Below are 14,811 nucleotides of genomic sequence, written 5' to 3' on the forward strand. Positions count from 1 at the left end.
CGCGAGGGGGTCGGCACGACGCGAACGTCGTGCCGATCCCCTCGTCGCACCCGAGCGTCGTTCAGTCGATCACCCGAGACGCCGGCGCCTGCGCGCGATGCCGAGGCCCGCTCCGACTGCCAGCAGCAGCACCCCGGCGAGGAGGAACGGCGCGCTGTCGGCTCCTGTCGCGGCGAGGTCGCCGTTGCTCGTCGTGCCGGGGCCGGAACCCGCGTTCCCCGAGCCGTCGGCGGGAACACCACCCGGAGCGCCACCGGGAGTGCCTCCGCCTGGGGTACCGCCGCCGGGAGGTGTGCCACCGGGCGCAACCGTGACGGCGATCGCCGCCGTCGTCTCCACGCCGTCCGGGTCGATGAGCACGATGCTGTGGGTGCCGGGTTTCGTAGCGGCCGGAACGGTCACGGTCACGCGGAACCCGCCGGTCGCGTCCGTCGTCACGGCACCGAGCGGAACCGGCGTCGAACGCAGCTCGATCCGCAGCGCTGTGGCGGCGGGGAAGCCGGCGCCGGAGATCGTGATCGCATCGCCCGCGGCGACCGATGCCGAAGCGAGCGTCACGGTCGGCTGCTCGGGCTCAGGCGTCGTGCACCCGCCGCCGCAGACGGTGAAGTTCGCCAGCACCGCCTTGTGGTCGGAGGGCCAGACGGCATCCGGCGTCAGGATCTCATCGGCACTGTCGTCGACGACACGCTGATTGCGCACGATCGTCGACTGCGGTCCCACCACGCTCGCTCCGTCGATCGACAGTCGCTCGTCCGGCGTGGCGAAGACGTAATCGATGCGGTCGCGCTCATCGGCGTCGGGAGCCCAGGTCAGAGATGACGTGGGGAACAGAGGATTGTCCGACGGCCACGTGAAGCCCGGGTTCGCCGCGGGATCGGGATGCACGGTGCGGAAGGCATCGACCAGTCCCCCGTCGAGCAGCGTCTGCGTCGTCTGCCAGGGAACGACGACGCCGTTGTGGTCGAACAGCTCGGCTGTCGCCGCGGTCCAGTCCTGCGACGGCGGCTCGTTGAAGTCGCCGCCCACGATGGCGATCCGTCCAGTCGTGCGCTCTGCGGCGATGTCGGCGAGCAGCTCGGCAGCGGCGGCCGGTCGGCCCGACTGCGCGTTCGCCGCCAGGATGGCCTCGACGTCGGTCACCGGGGCGTCGAGCTTGTTCCAGGTGTTCCACCCGGCCGGCCAGTCGCCGTGGATCTCCCCGCCGTAGCCGCGCGGGAGGTACGTGGTGTACCAGCGGTACTCCAGGTGGCCGCCGTACACCACGACCTCCGATCCGTTCACGTCGAGAACCGCCTTCGACCACCAGCGGCCGATCGTGTCGGTGGAGACGATCGGGTAGCGCGAGACGATCCCGGTGTCGGTCGCCGTGAGGTGCTGGTAGCCGAGCAGTGCGGCGACCTGAGCGGGCGCCTGACCCACTTCGGGGAGGAACGTCACGTCGGCGTCGGTCTGCGTGATGACATCGGCGATCTGACGCGCACCGTCGGCCACCTGGGTGCCCCCGTGCCAGACGTTGAAGGTGAGCACGTTCAGGCCGCTCTTCCCTCCGACCTCGGGCTTCGGGGCGGCCGGGGCGACCGGCTGCGCCTCCTCGTCCGTGACGGTGAGATCGATCGGCCCGGCCAGCACCGTGTAGCCGTCGTCTTCGAGGAGGTAGACGTCGTACTCGCCCGCCCCCATCGTCGCCGAGTTGCGGGTCCAGCCGTCCCGACGCGAGGCGTTCCACGTGACCTGGCCGGTCTGGTCTGCGACGTATCGCCAGTCGAGGGATGCCGGACCGCCGGGCACCGCGCCGTCACGATAGATCCCGATCCAGTTGCGATCGTGGACCGCCGAGCCGGCGTCGAACGAGAACGTGACCGTCTCGTCGACCCCGATGCGGGGCGTGTCCAGCGTGAGCATCCCTTCCGCCGCCTGAGCGGCGGGAACGACGAGGAGACCGGCGAGAACGATGCCGGTGCCGAGCAGGGCGAGGAGCCCCCGCTTCGGCCGAGTGGCGGAGGTCATGACGAGAAGGTCCTTTCGACGACGTGGCGCATCGAAAGCTACGGCCGCCGGATGACCGGACCGTGACCGTGAGGTGAATGGCAGAATCGGACGATGCCTGGTCTCCATCACGTCGAGCTGTGGATCGCCGACCTCGATGATGTGCGCGCGCAGTGGCGGTGGATCCTCGAGCGCGTGGGGTTCTCCCTGACGAGCGAATGGAGCGGCGGCGAGTCGTGGGCCGCAGGGGGCAGCTATCTCACGCTCACGATGTCTCCGAACCTGTCGAGCTCCGCGCACGACCGTCGACGCGCCGGCCTCAACCATCTGGCATTCCAGGGCGGTGATCGCACCGCGGTGGATGCGCTGATGGCCGAGGCCGAGCGCCACGGCTGGCGACCACTGTATGCGGAGCGCTACCCGCACGCCGGCGGCGACCAGCACTACGCGGGCTGGTTCGAGAACGCCTCCGGCTTCAAGATCGAAGTGGTCGCGGATCCGTCGTAGCCGAGCCGGCCTGCTGCCGTGCCGGACCCCTAGGCGCCGTAGTCGGGCAGCTCCTGCAGCGTCCAGGTGTTCCCGTCGGGATCGTCGAACGACACGAACCGTCCCCAGTCGAGGTCCTGGACGCCACGGGCCTCGACGCCGAGCCCCTGCAGGTGCGCGAGCGCCTCGTCGGCATCGGGGACGACGACCTGGATCGAGTTCTGCTGTCCCGGCTCGAGCTCGATGCCCAGCCCGGTGCCGAACGCGATCGAGCAGGCGGACCCCGGCGGCGTCATCTGCACGAAGCGCAGCCCATCGACGGGCGTCTGGTCGTGATCGGGGGTGAATCCGATCCTCTCGTAGAACTCCTTGGACCGGTCCACATCGGTGACCGGCACGAAGATGAGTTCGATCTTCCAGTCCATCACGCACTCCTCCTGTCGGGCTCCGTCGCCCGTCGGCACCCACGGTACGCGGGGCCACCGACACCGCAGAGACACCGACACTGCACAGTCGCCGATCGTGCACAGTCGCCGATCGTGCATGGACGCCGAGACCGCAAGGACACCGAGACGCGATGTGGAGCCGCCGCGAGCCTCGGCGTCAGATCCACCCCTTGTCGAGCGCGATGCGCACCGCCTGCGCACGATTGGCCGCACCGGTCTTGCCGATGGCAGCGGACAGGTGGTTGCGCACGGTGCCGGCCGACAGGAACACCTCGGCGGCGATGGCGGCCGCCGAGCGTCCGTCGGCGGCGAGTCGCAGCACCTGGCGTTCCCGGTCGCTCAGCGGATTCGCTCCGTCGAACAGGCCGTCGGCGGCGAGCTGCGGATCCAGCACCCGCAAACCCGAATGCACGCGGCGGACGGCGTCGGCGAGCGTCTCGGCGGGAGTGTCCTTCACGATGAATCCGCTCGCCCCGGAGTCCAATGCGGAGCGCAGATAGCCCGGGCGTGCGAAGGTGGTCACCACGAGGACGCGCGTCCTCGTGCTCACCTGTCTGATCCGCCGCGTCGCCTCCACACCGTCCATGCCCGGCATCTGGATGTCCATCAGGCACACGTCGGGGTGCAGCTCCTCAGCGAGCCGCACTGCCTCCGCGCCGTCCGAGGCCATGCCGACCACGGTCAGGTCGGGCTCGAGGTCGAGCAGCGCACCGAGCGCACCACGCACGAGCGCCTGATCGTCGGCGATCAGCAATCGGATGGACCCATCGTCAGGCGCCGTCACCATGTCACCTCCACGCGGGTTCCGTCCTTCTCGGTCGAGCCGAGGGCGAACGCCGCCCCCGCAGCCGCCGCGCGCTCCCGCATGCCGCGGATGCCGTTGCCCTCTGCGGTGGCGATGCCCGCGCCGATGCCCACTCCGTCGTCCTCCACGGCGAGCCGTCCCGGCCACAGGATGACCCGCACGGTGCGGGCACCCGAATGCCGCAGGACGTTGGTCGTCGCCTCGCGGAGGATCCAGCTCGCCGTGATGGCCTGCACCGGCGACAGCGCCTCCGGCTCCCCCTCGACCCGCAGCTCGATGTCCGCCGCGCGGAGCGAATCCCGCGAGGAAGCGAGCTGCTCGATCAGGGTGGTCGCCCGCGCGCCCGCGACCGTCGAGCGCACTCCGGCGATCGCCTCGGCCGTCAACCGCTCGATGTCTGCGAGCTCGGCCCTGGCGCGTTCCGGGTCGGAGTCCATGAGTCTCCGCACCAGCTGCGCTTTGAGACCCACCACCGTCAGCGAATGCCCGATCAGATCGTGCACATCGCGGGCCACGGCTTCACGTCCCTCGCTGGTCGCGAGTTCCAGACCGAGCCGCTCCGCCTCGGCCGAACGCAGGATGAGCCACGTCGACACCGTGTTGACCACACCGAGCAGCGCGACGATCGCGAGCACCGACAGGTAGCTCAGCCCGCCCGGGAGCAGGAACACGCAGAGCGCCGTCACGGCGACCGCCGCGATGGTCGTGATCCAGTGCCATACGCGCGTCAGGCCGTAGGACGCGAACGACATGATGAAAGGCAGGAAGCTGAGCGCCGATCCGCCTTCGGCCGGCACCGAGACCAATGCGCAGACGATGAGCGCGGCGAACGTGGCCCACTGCCGCTTCGAGGGGGTGCGCCCCAGCCCGCCACCCCCGCGCATGCCGTGCATGAACCCGGTGACGTACAGCACGACGAACGTCACCAGAGCGACCCATCCCCCGACCACCCAGGCGAGGGGCGCCTCGGAACCGAGCAGGGCGATCACGGGGTAGACGAGGAACACCAGCCAGACCACCGCCATCAGCCAGCCGAACCGCGCCCACGGGTCCTTTCCCGTGGCGCGGCTCGTCGTGCGCTTCTCGTGCGGGGTCATCCGTCCAACCTAGTGTCGCCGCGTGCCACTACTGCCGCGCCCGCGAGCGCTTCATTCCCATCGCGACGAGGAGCGCGAAGAGGACGAGCCAGACAGCCACGTTGAGGAACAGCATCCACAGCGGATCGGTCTGCCCCGTCGTGAGCACCCCGTCGGTGAGGGGCCAGCGGCTCAGCGCCACGAAGCCGTACAGCGGGGTGAACCGGGCGATGTCGAGCATCACGCCGTCGAGAGGCATGAACACGTTGCCGAAGAACGCGAAGAACGTCATCGAGATGGAAGCGAGCGCCGCGGCCGAGTCCGAGCTGAAGAACAGTCCGACGCCGAGGCCGAACAGCCCGTACATGAGACCGATCCCGAGGATGATGCCCGCCGTCGCGACCCACCGCCAGGCGTCCTCGGCCTGAGCACCGGTCATCATCCCTGCCACGAACACCGCGACCAGGGCGAGCGCGGCGAAGGACACGGCAGTGAGCAGTTTGGTCAGCGCATACCCCGCGGTGGTGAGCGGGGTCATCGCGAGCTGCCGTCCCCACCCCTGCTTCGCCTCGGTCGCCGCGAGGGAGGTGAGCGAGCTCATCGCGACAGCGGTGCCGTACGCGGCCATCGAGGTCATGACGTAGAACGAGACGTTCCCGTGGCCGGCAGAGAGCGAGCCGTATCCCATCCCGGCACCGAACAGCAGGTACATCGCGACGGGCATCGCCAGGGTGAACGCGAGAGTGTAGGGGTTGCGCAGCTGGCGGACGCCTTCGATGCGCAGCATGGTGGGTGAGACGAGCATGTCAGTTCTCCGTCAGAGCCGTGAAGGCGGTTTCGAGGGTGGGGGCGGCGATCTCGAGGTCGTGCGCGCCGCCGGCGAGGAGGATCCGCGCTGCCGCATCGGAGTCCGCCGCGCGCAGGCTGAGACGATCACCGTCCACACGCACAGCCGCGATCCCCTCCGTCGACGTCAGCGTCGCGACGAGCGCCGTCGGGTCGTCGTCGACCGTGGCGGACACCGTCCGCTCCCCGAGGCTGGCGCGCAGCAGCGCGGTGGGGGCGTCGGCGACGACCGTTCCGCGATGCATCACGACGGTCCGCCGAGCGAACTGCTCCGCCTCTTCGAGGTAGTGGGTGGCGAAGACGATCGTGCGGCCGGCGTCGGCATCCGCACGCATCACGTCCCAGAAGTGGCGGCGGGCCGTGACGTCCATCCCCGCCGTCGGCTCGTCGAGCACCAGGATGTCGGGGTCGGAGATCATCGCGAGCGCGAACTTCACGCGCTGCTGCTCGCCACCCGAGCACTTCGACACCCGTCGGCGGGCGAGAGCGGTGAGGTCGGCGCGCGCCATGACCTCGTCGACCCTCCCCCGCGCCTCGTCTCCGTAGAGGGAGGCGATGAGGCGCACGGTCTCCCCGACGGTGAGGTCGCCCAGCAATCCGCCCGTCTGCAGCACGGCGCCGATCGCACCGCTGGAGGTCGCACGATCCGGAGTCACCCCGAGCACGCGGACGGTGCCGCTGCTCGGTTCGGTGAGGCCCAGCAGCATGTCGAGCGTGGTCGTCTTGCCTGCCCCGTTCGGTCCCAGCAGTGCCACGACCTCGCCCCGCCGGATGGACAGGTCGACCCCGTCCACGGCCTGCACACGGCGCTCCCCTGCGCCGAAGTGTCGTCTCACGGCGCTGAGCTCCAGCACCACGGGGTCATCGATCGGGGCAGCGGAAGCCGGTCGCGCGATGACCCGCGTCGCCGATCCGTCCCTAGAGGTGTCGTCCATGCCTCCAGCCTCGTCCGATGCCGACGAGGAGTCCGGAGGGCGGTGTCATCTCCTCGACGTGACACGTGTCATGTCGAGACCCTCGGCTCATCGTGCCGGGAGCAGCGCCCCCTCGAGGAATTCGGAGAGCTCTGCCGTGTCGTCCAGCGGCAGGATCGCCGCCACGTACTGGTCGGGGCGCACCACGACCACCACACCGTCGCGCGAAAGCTCACGCGCTGCGAAGATGTCGGTCTCCGTCCACTTGCTGGGGCCCGCCGCGTAGACCTTCTCCCAGTCGGTGAGTCCGAGCGGGCCGGTCTTCGGCTGGAACAGCTCGGGTGCCGAGGTGACCTCGACCTCCTCGAAGGGCTGCTGGTAGACGGCCTTGACGTCGAAGATCGCATCCACGTCGGCATCCGTCGGAGTGAAGCGCGCGAACAGCGGAGCGGCCTGCTCCGCCCAGGCGGCGAGCGCCTCGCCGGTGCGGTCGCCGAACGCGTACACGCGCCAGCGCCCGTCGGCCTTCGCGTGGTGTCCGAGGTGCACCACATTGCCGTCGCCGACGCGCACGACCTCGGCCGACTTGAACCGCTTGCCCAGCGGGTAGCCGGGCGCCAGCGCCTGGTGCGCGGCGGTCCCCGTGATCATCGAGGAGGTGTACTGCGTCATGAACCCGGACGGGAACTCGGCCGTTGCGAGGTAGTACGTGGCCAGTTCGTTGGGGTCGGAGATCTCCTCGGGCTTGCGGGCCATCAGGCTCGACCATTCGCGGTCGAAGTCGATCAGCTGCTGGGCGACGGGGCGTCGCTCGGCGCCGTACGTGGCCAGGAGCGCCTCGGGAGCGCGGCCCGTGAGCACAGACCCGAGCTTCCATCCGAGGTTGAAGCCGTCCTGCATGGAGACGTTCATGCCCTGCCCGGCCTTGGCGCTGTGCGTGTGGCAGGCGTCGCCGGTGAGGAACACGCGGGGTGTGCGTCCGGAGCCGTCGATGACGTCGTCGAAGCCGTCGGTCACGCGGTGGCCGACCTCGTACACGCTGTGCCAGGCCACTTCGCGCACGTCGAGCGTGTACGGGTGCAGGATCGCGTTGGCGCGACGGATGATCTCCTCGATGGGCGTCTGGCGCACCCGGTGGTCGTCGTCCTCCGCGACCTCGCCGAGGTCGATGTACATGCGCGAGAGGTATCCGCCCTCGCGCGGGATGTGCAGGATGTTGCCCGCCTCCGAGTTGATGGCGCACTTGGTGCGCCAGTCCGGGAAGTCGGTGTTCACGAGCACGTCCATCACACCCCAGGCATGCGCGGCGGAGGCGCCGACATGCGTGCGGCCGATGGCCTGTCGCACACCGCTGCGTGCGCCGTCGCACCCGGCGACGAACTTCGCGTGGATCGTGCGTTCTTCGCCCGCGCGCTCACCGGCGACGTAGCGGATCCCCACCTCGACCGGGTACTCCCCCTCGTCGTGGACCGTGAGCCCGGTGAACTCGATCCCGTAGTCGGGCACGATCCGCCCCGGGCCGTTGGCCGCGGCTTCGGCGAAGTAGTCGAGCACGCGCGCCTGGTTCATGATGAGGTGCGGAAACTCGCAGATGTCGTAGGCGTAGTCGGCCGTCCGGGAGGTGCGGACGATCTCGTCGCGCTTGTCGGGGTTCGGGCCCCAGAAGTTCATCCAGCCGATGTTGTAGGCCTCGGCGATGATCCGCTCGGCGAACCCGAACGCCTGGAACGTCTCGACGCTGCGCGGCTGGATGCCGTCGGCCTGGCCGAGCGGGAGGCGGCCGTCGCGCTTCTCGATGATGCGGGTGGAGATCTCGGGGTACTGCGCCATCTGGGCGGCCAGCAGCATTCCTGCAGGCCCCGATCCGACGATGAGCACGTCGATCTCGTCAGGGAGGTCGGTGGGGCGGGCTGAGCCGATGCCGGCGGCGTCCTGCACACGCGGGTCAGCGGACACATAGCCGTGGTGGTGGAACTGCATCGTCGTCGATTCCTTCCGGACGTCTTCGTCGGGTCAAGCGCGTCGGGTCAAGCGCGTCGGGTCATACGCTTCGGGTCGTGTGTGAGGAGCTCTTGCGCGAAGAACAGGCGTGTTCTATATTCGAACAGAGAGTTCTACTATTGAACACAGCCTAAACCGCGCCGTCCGTCATCGCAAGGGAGTGCCCCCATGCCCGGCAGCACCACCTCTCCCGCTTCGCAGACTCTGAGCCGCGGCATCCGGATCCTCGAGGTGCTGGCCGATGCCCGCACGCCCCTGTCGATCGACGAGCTCGCGTCCCGCCTCGGCGTGCACCGCTCGATCGCCTATCGACTGCTGCGCACGCTGGAGGACCACGGTCTCGTCACGCGCGACGCCGCAGGGGCCGTGAGCCTCGGCGCCCGGATGGCCGCACTCGCCGCCGGCGTCGCGCACGACCTCCAGGCCGAGGCGCTCCCCGAGCTCACGGCCATCGCCAACGAGCTCGGCATGACCTGCTTCCTCGGCGTGCTGGACGGCGAGGAGTGCATCACCCTCGCGAGCGTCGAGCCCCGACATGCAGTCGCGAGCGTCGCCCAGCGCCCTGGCGCCCGTCACCCGGTCACGGTCGGCGCACCCGGCAAGGCCATCCTGTCGCTGCTCCCCGAGGATGAATGGCCGGACGTCGTGCCGCCGACCCTCGCCGGCGATGTGGAGTCGACCCGCATCCGCGGCTATGCGACGAGCCACGACGAGGTCATCCCCACGGTGCAGGCCGTCGCCGTCCCCCTCGCCCTGCGCGGACAGCGCCCCGCCGCGATCGCCGTGGTGCACGTGTCCACAGACCTCGACGACGCCGAGATCGCCGCACGGCTCCAGCGTGCAGCATCGGACATCCGCGACGCTCTCGACGGCTGACGTCCGGCTCCGCCGAGACCGCGCACAGACGAACACTCCCGCCGCGCTTCCGGTCGGTCGCCGTAGGGCAGATGACAGGGAGCGCGACGGGAGCAGGTCGACGAGCGGCGCGGCTCAGGCCTTCGCGAGTCCGTAGATCGGGCTGACGGACTGCTCCTCCTCGTGATCCGGTCCGAGCGGGATGCCCGAGCGGTCGCGCAGCAGCAGGGTCGCGACGAGGCCCAGCACGGTCATGCCGGCCAGGTACCAGGTGACGGCGCCCGTCGAGCCGGTCGCCTTCACGATGGCCGTCGCGATCGTCGGGGCGAACGCGCCGCCGGCGATGGCACCGATCGCGTACGAGATCGAGACACCGGAGAAGCGGATGCTCGCGGGGAACAGCTCGGCATACAGCGCCGCCTGCGGGCCGTAGGTGAATCCGAGGCCGATCGTGAGGATCGCGAGTCCGGTGAACAGCAGCCCGATCTCGCCGGTGTTGACCAGCGGGAACAGCGTGAACACACCCACCAGCTGCAGCACCCAGCCGACGATGTACGTGGTGCGGCGGCCGATGCGGTCGGAGAGCCACCCCGCGAGGAGGGTGGTGAGCAGCCAGGTGACCGCAGACCCGGCGACAGCCCAGAGCACGGGGCCGCGCTCGAGGCCGATGGGACCTGCGGGGTCCGTGGCGTACCCCTGGATGTAGCCACCGGTGGTCATGTAGCCGACCGCGTTGTTGCCGGCGAAGACGAACGCGGCGACGATCACGAGCAGCAGGTGCTTGCGGAACAGCTGCGCGATCGGCATCCTGGCCTTCTCCTTGCGGGCCGCGAGCTCGGTGAACACGGGGCTCTCCTCGACCTTGCGACGCACGTAGTAGCCGACGAGGATCAGCACGACGCTCAGCAGGAACGGCACGCGCCAGCCCCACGCGAGGAACTGGTCGCCGGGGGCGATCACCGTCATGAGCGCCATCACGCCCGAGGCGAGCAGCAGACCGAGCGGCACTCCGATCTGCGGCGATGCGCCGAAGATGCCGCGCTTCTTGCGGGGAGCATGCTCGACGGCCATCAGCACCGCGCCGCCCCACTCGCCGCCCGCCGAGATGCCCTGCACGATGCGCAGCAGCACCAGCAGGATCGGCGCCATCAGCCCGATGGTCTCGTAGGTGGGGAGGATGCCGATGAGGGCAGTGGCCGCGCCCATCAGGATCAGCGTCCACATCAGCACGGTCTTGCGTCCGAGCTTGTCACCGTAGTGACCGGCGAGGAAGGCGCCGAGGGGGCGGAACAGGAAGCTGACGCCGACCGTGGCGAAGCCGATCAGGGCGCTGTTCTCGCCGAGCGGGGCGAAGAAGAGCTGCCCGAAGACGAGCCCGACCGCCGTGGCGTAGATGAAGAAGTCGTACCACTCGACGGTGGTGCCGACGACGGTGGCGAACACGACACGGCGCCGATCAGCCGCTGTCGCGATGGTTCCGGTGGGCGTGAACCCAGCCTGTGACTGCCCGCTCATGGGGTGTCTCCTTTGGTTGTGACCGCATTGTCACGGCGCGCGGCGGACGTGAATCCGAAGTGCTTGCCGAGGGGTGAACCGATAATATATGATTTCGAATACGACGCACAAGGCGTCGCGCAGGACACTGACAGCGCGAGGAGGCGCCCCGTGACGGAACCCATCGACCGCCCCGGCAAGATCATCGCGATCCACCTGAGCTACGCCTCCCGAGCGGATCAGCGCGGCCGGCGCCCCGCCGCCCCCTCCTACTTCTTCAAGCCGGCCAGCTCCGTCGGCGTCTCCGGCGGCACCGTCGAGCGGCCGGCCGGTACCGAGCTGCTGGCGTTCGAGGGAGAGATCGCGCTCGTGATCGGCTCGGCCGCGCGCCGCGTCTCCCTCGACGACGCCTGGTCCCACGTGGGCTGGGTGACCGCCTCGAACGACCTCGGCCTGTACGACCTGCGCGCCAACGACAAGGGCTCGAACGTCCGCTCCAAAGGCGGCGACGGCTACACCCCGATCGGCCCCGAGCTGATCGATGCCCGCACCGTCGACCCCGCGGCGCTGCGCGTGCGCACCTGGGTCAACGGCGAACTCCGCCAGGACGACACCACGGCAGGACTGATCTTCCCGCTTGCCCAACTCGTCGCCGACCTCTCCCAGCACTTCACGCTCGAACCCGGCGATGTGATCCTCACCGGCACCCCCGCCGGCTCATCCGTCATCGTCCCCGGCGACGTCGTCGAGGTCGAGGTGGACGCACCGGATGCACCGGGAGCCCCGAGCTCGGGACGGCTCGTCACCACCGTGACCCAGGGCGAGACTCCGTTCGACGGACAGATCGGCTCGCTCCCCGCCGTGGACGACCTGCAGCGCACCGAAGCATGGGGCTCGCGGGCGGAAGCAGGACTGCCTCCCGTCGAGAAGGCTCCCGGCCTCTCCCCCGAACTGCGCGCACAGTTGCTGGAGGCGCCGACGGCCGGGCTCTCGGCGCAGCTCCGCAAGCGCGGACACCACTCCTGCTTCATCGACGGGGTCTCGGTCAACATCCCGGGACAGAAGATCGTCGGCACCGCGAAGACGCTGCGCTTCGTCCCGTTCCGCGAAGACCTCTTCGCCTCGCACGGCGGCGGCTACAACGCCCAGAAGCGGGCGTTCGACGCCGTGGAGGACGGCGAGGTCATCGTGATCGAAGCTCGCAGCGATGCCACGACGGGCACGCTCGGCGACATCCTGGCCCTGCGCGCCAAGGTGCGAGGCGCAGCGGGAGTCGTCACCGACGGCGGCGTCCGCGATTACGACGCGGTGGCCGAGATGGGCCTTCCCGTGTTCTCGCAGGGCGCGCACCCGTCGGTGCTCGGTCGCAAGCACGTGCCGTGGGACGTGGACGTCACGATCTCCTGCGGCGGCGCGACCGTGCAGCCCGGCGACATCATCGTCGGCGACAGCGACGGCGTGATCGTGATCCCACCGGCCCTGGCCGCCGAGGTCGCGGCGAGCGCCGTCGCGCAGGAGATCGAAGACGCCTGGATCGCCGAGCAGGTCGCCGCAGGACACCCGGTCGACGGCCTCTTCCCCTTGAACGCCGAGTGGCGGGCACGCTACGAGAAGGCCGTGTCCGACGGGAGCACACGATGACCACGACGGCCGCGAGCAAGTCCGAGGTCGCGTACGAGTGGCTGCGCTCCCGCATCACGGGACACATGTTCAGCCCCGGATACCGGCTGGTGCTGGGATCCATCGCCGACGATCTCCAGATGAGCGTCGTCCCCGTGCGCGAGGCGATCCGCCGTCTCGAGGCCGAAGGGCTCGTGACGTTCGAGCGCAACGTCGGCGCGCGGGTGACCCTCGTGGATGAGAGCGAGTACGCGCACACGATGCAGACGCTCGGCCTCGTCGAGGGCTGCGCCACCGCCCTGTCCGCTCCCCTGCTCGACGACCAGGCCCTCGAGGAGGCCGCCCGGATCAACGATCGGATGGCGCAGATGCTCGACCACCTCGACGCGCACGCCTTCACCGAGCTCAACCGCCAGTTCCATTCGGTGCTGTTCGAGCCGTGCCCCAACCCGCACCTGCTCGATCTCGTGCACCGCGGCTGGTCGCGACTCTCCGGCATCCGCGAGACGACCTTCGCCTCGATTCCAGGGCGCGCTCAGCACTCGGTCGAGGAGCACACCGAGATCCTCGACCTCATCCGAGCAGGCGCCGATCCGCTCGAGATCGAACTCGCCGCGCGCAACCACCGCTGGCGCACCATGGACGCGTTCCTCGACGCCCTGCACACCCGTTCCGCCCAGACGACCTCAGCTCAGACGAATCCAGTACAGACGACTTCTGCACAGACGACCGGAGAAACCTCATGACCGATTCGCGCATCCCCGCCGACCTCCCCGACCACATCCAGCACTACATCGACGGCGCCTTCGTGGATTCCGTCGACGGCGACACGTTCGACGTGCTCGACCCGGTGACGAACAAGACCTACACGACGGCCGCTGCCGGCAAGAAGGCCGACATCGAGCTCGCGGTGGCCGCAGCCAAGCGCGCCTTCGACGAAGGTCCCTGGCCGCGCATGCTGCCGCGCGAGCGCTCCCGGGTGCTGCACAAGATCGCCGACATCGTGGAGTCGCGCGACGCCCGGCTCGCCGAGCTGGAGTCGTACGACTCCGGCCTGCCGATCACGCAGGCGTTGGGGCAGGCCCGCCGCGCCGCCGAGAACTTCCGCTTCTTCGCCGACCTGATCGTCGCGCAGTCCGACGACGCCTTCAAGGTGCCGGGCAAGCAGATGAACTACGTCAACCGCAAGCCCATCGGCGTGGCCGGACTCATCACACCCTGGAACACGCCGTTCATGCTCGAGTCCTGGAAGCTCGGTCCCGCACTGGCCACCGGCAACACGGTCGTGCTCAAGCCCGCCGAGTTCACGCCGCTCTCGGCATCCCTCTGGGCGGGCATCTTCGAGGAGGCCGGCCTCCCCCAGGGTGTCTTCAACCTCGTCAACGGCCTCGGCGAAGACGCGGGCGACGCGCTCGTGAAGCACCCCGACGTGCCGCTCATCTCGTTCACCGGCGAGAGCCGTACGGGACAGATCATCTTCGGCAACGCGGCCCCCGTCCTCAAGGGGCTCTCGATGGAGCTCGGTGGCAAGTCGCCCGCCGTGGTCTTCGCCGATGCCGACCTGGAGGCCGCCGTCGACGCGACCATCTTCGGAGTCTTCTCCCTGAACGGCGAGCGCTGCACGGCAGGTTCGCGCATCCTCGTCGAGCGGTCGATCTACGAGGAGTTCGTGGAGCGCTACGCGGCGCAGGCGAAGCGCGTCAAGGTCGGCTACCCGCACGACCCCGCCACGGAGGTCGGAGCGCTCGTTCACCCCGAGCACTACGACAAGGTGATGAGCTACGTCGAGATCGGCAAGGGCGAGGGCCGCCTGGTCGCCGGCGGTGGCCGTCCGGAGGGCTTCGAGGAAGGGAACTTCGTCGCACCGACCGTGTTCGCCGATGTCTCCCCCGATGCCCGCATCTTCCAGGAGGAGATCTTCGGTCCGGTCGTCGCGATCACGCCCTTCGACTCCGACGCCGAGGCGCTGTCGCTCGCGAACAACACGAAGTACGGTCTGGCCGCCTACATCTGGACCAACGACCTCAAGCGTGCGCACAACTTCGCGCAGTCGGTCGAGGCCGGCATGGTGTGGCTGAACAGCAACAACGTGCGGGACCTCCGCACCCCGTTCGGCGGTGTGAAGGCATCGGGCCTCGGCCACGAGGGCGGCTATCGCTCCATCGACTTCTACACCGACCAGCAGAGCGTGCACATCACGCTCGCTGAGCACTCGCACAACCCGACCTTCGGCAAGAACTGACCACAACCCCTCCGCTCCGGTCGCGATATGACAGGCT

At 69.4% G+C, this 14,811-nt stretch carries 13 protein-coding genes; 5 read left to right on the forward strand and 8 right to left on the reverse strand.

Going from position 1 to position 14,811, the window contains the following annotated elements:
- Window positions 1-69: 69 nt before the first annotated feature.
- Window positions 70-2,010 carry an endonuclease/exonuclease/phosphatase family protein gene (locus tag HDC31_RS11885; protein ID WP_179516137.1) on the reverse strand — a complete coding sequence of 647 codons (1,941 nt, stop codon included), beginning with the start codon at window positions 2,008-2,010 and terminating at the stop codon, window positions 70-72.
- Window positions 2,011-2,103: 93 nt separating this feature from the next.
- Here HDC31_RS11885 and HDC31_RS11890 point away from each other — a divergent pair, with 93 nt between their 5' ends.
- A complete protein-coding gene (locus tag HDC31_RS11890) occupies window positions 2,104-2,496 on the forward strand; it encodes a VOC family protein (protein ID WP_061017892.1) in 393 nt (130 codons plus the stop codon).
- 29 nt (window positions 2,497-2,525) lie between these two features.
- Here the strand turns inward: HDC31_RS11890 and HDC31_RS11895 are convergent, their stop codons facing one another.
- The 6 genes from HDC31_RS11895 to HDC31_RS11920 all read right to left on the reverse strand — a co-directional run bounded on the left by HDC31_RS11895 (window position 2,526) and on the right by HDC31_RS11920 (window position 8,542).
- Window positions 2,526-2,900, reverse strand: a complete 375-nt coding sequence (locus tag HDC31_RS11895) for a VOC family protein (protein WP_058632490.1) — start codon at window positions 2,898-2,900, stop codon at window positions 2,526-2,528.
- A 178-nt stretch (window positions 2,901-3,078) separates the two neighbouring features.
- Window positions 3,079-3,708, reverse strand: a complete 630-nt coding sequence (locus HDC31_RS11900; protein WP_061017891.1) for a response regulator transcription factor — start codon at window positions 3,706-3,708, stop codon at window positions 3,079-3,081.
- A complete protein-coding gene (locus tag HDC31_RS11905; protein WP_061017889.1) occupies window positions 3,702-4,823 on the reverse strand; it encodes a sensor histidine kinase in 1,122 nt (373 codons plus the stop codon). The genes HDC31_RS11900 and HDC31_RS11905 overlap by 7 nt, the downstream gene beginning before the upstream one ends.
- 28 nt (window positions 4,824-4,851) lie before the next feature.
- Window positions 4,852-5,607 carry an ABC transporter permease gene (locus HDC31_RS11910; RefSeq protein WP_058632493.1) on the reverse strand — a complete coding sequence of 252 codons (756 nt, stop codon included), beginning with the start codon at window positions 5,605-5,607 and terminating at the stop codon, window positions 4,852-4,854.
- 1 nt (window position 5,608) lies between these two features.
- Window positions 5,609-6,583, reverse strand: coding sequence for an ABC transporter ATP-binding protein (locus HDC31_RS11915; protein WP_179516138.1), 975 nt, complete (start codon window positions 6,581-6,583; stop codon window positions 5,609-5,611).
- 87 nt (window positions 6,584-6,670) lie between these two features.
- Entirely contained in the window at window positions 6,671-8,542 is a 1,872-nt protein-coding gene (locus HDC31_RS11920) for an FAD-dependent monooxygenase (protein ID WP_113680321.1), read from the reverse strand.
- A 189-nt stretch (window positions 8,543-8,731) separates the two neighbouring features.
- Here HDC31_RS11920 and HDC31_RS11925 point away from each other — a divergent pair, with 189 nt between their 5' ends.
- Window positions 8,732-9,439, forward strand: coding sequence for an IclR family transcriptional regulator (locus HDC31_RS11925; protein WP_058632496.1), 708 nt, complete (start codon window positions 8,732-8,734; stop codon window positions 9,437-9,439).
- 114 nt (window positions 9,440-9,553) lie between these two features.
- On the opposite strand, the gene HDC31_RS11930 is transcribed toward HDC31_RS11925, so the two are convergent.
- Entirely contained in the window at window positions 9,554-10,933 is a 1,380-nt protein-coding gene (locus HDC31_RS11930) for an MFS transporter (RefSeq protein WP_046748849.1), read from the reverse strand.
- A gap of 150 nt (window positions 10,934-11,083) precedes the next feature.
- On the opposite strand from HDC31_RS11930, the gene HDC31_RS11935 reads away from it, so the two are divergent.
- From HDC31_RS11935 to hpaE, 3 genes are read left to right on the forward strand one after another with little or no spacing between them, the layout of a single operon-like run.
- Window positions 11,084-12,553, forward strand: a complete 1,470-nt coding sequence (locus HDC31_RS11935) for a fumarylacetoacetate hydrolase family protein (protein WP_113680323.1) — start codon at window positions 11,084-11,086, stop codon at window positions 12,551-12,553.
- Entirely contained in the window at window positions 12,550-13,278 is a 729-nt protein-coding gene (locus HDC31_RS11940) for a GntR family transcriptional regulator (protein WP_179516139.1), read from the forward strand. The genes HDC31_RS11935 and HDC31_RS11940 overlap by 4 nt, the downstream gene beginning before the upstream one ends.
- The gene (gene hpaE, locus HDC31_RS11945) at window positions 13,275-14,774 is read left to right on the forward strand and encodes a 5-carboxymethyl-2-hydroxymuconate semialdehyde dehydrogenase (protein ID WP_113680324.1); all 1,500 of its coding nucleotides are present in this window, start codon (window positions 13,275-13,277) and stop codon (window positions 14,772-14,774) included. The genes HDC31_RS11940 and hpaE overlap by 4 nt, the downstream gene beginning before the upstream one ends.
- The last annotated feature ends 37 nt before the right edge of the window (window positions 14,775-14,811 follow it).

The organism is Microbacterium sp. JAI119 (assembly GCF_013410135.1).
Classification (GTDB): Bacteria; Actinomycetota; Actinomycetes; order Actinomycetales; family Microbacteriaceae; genus Microbacterium; species Microbacterium oxydans.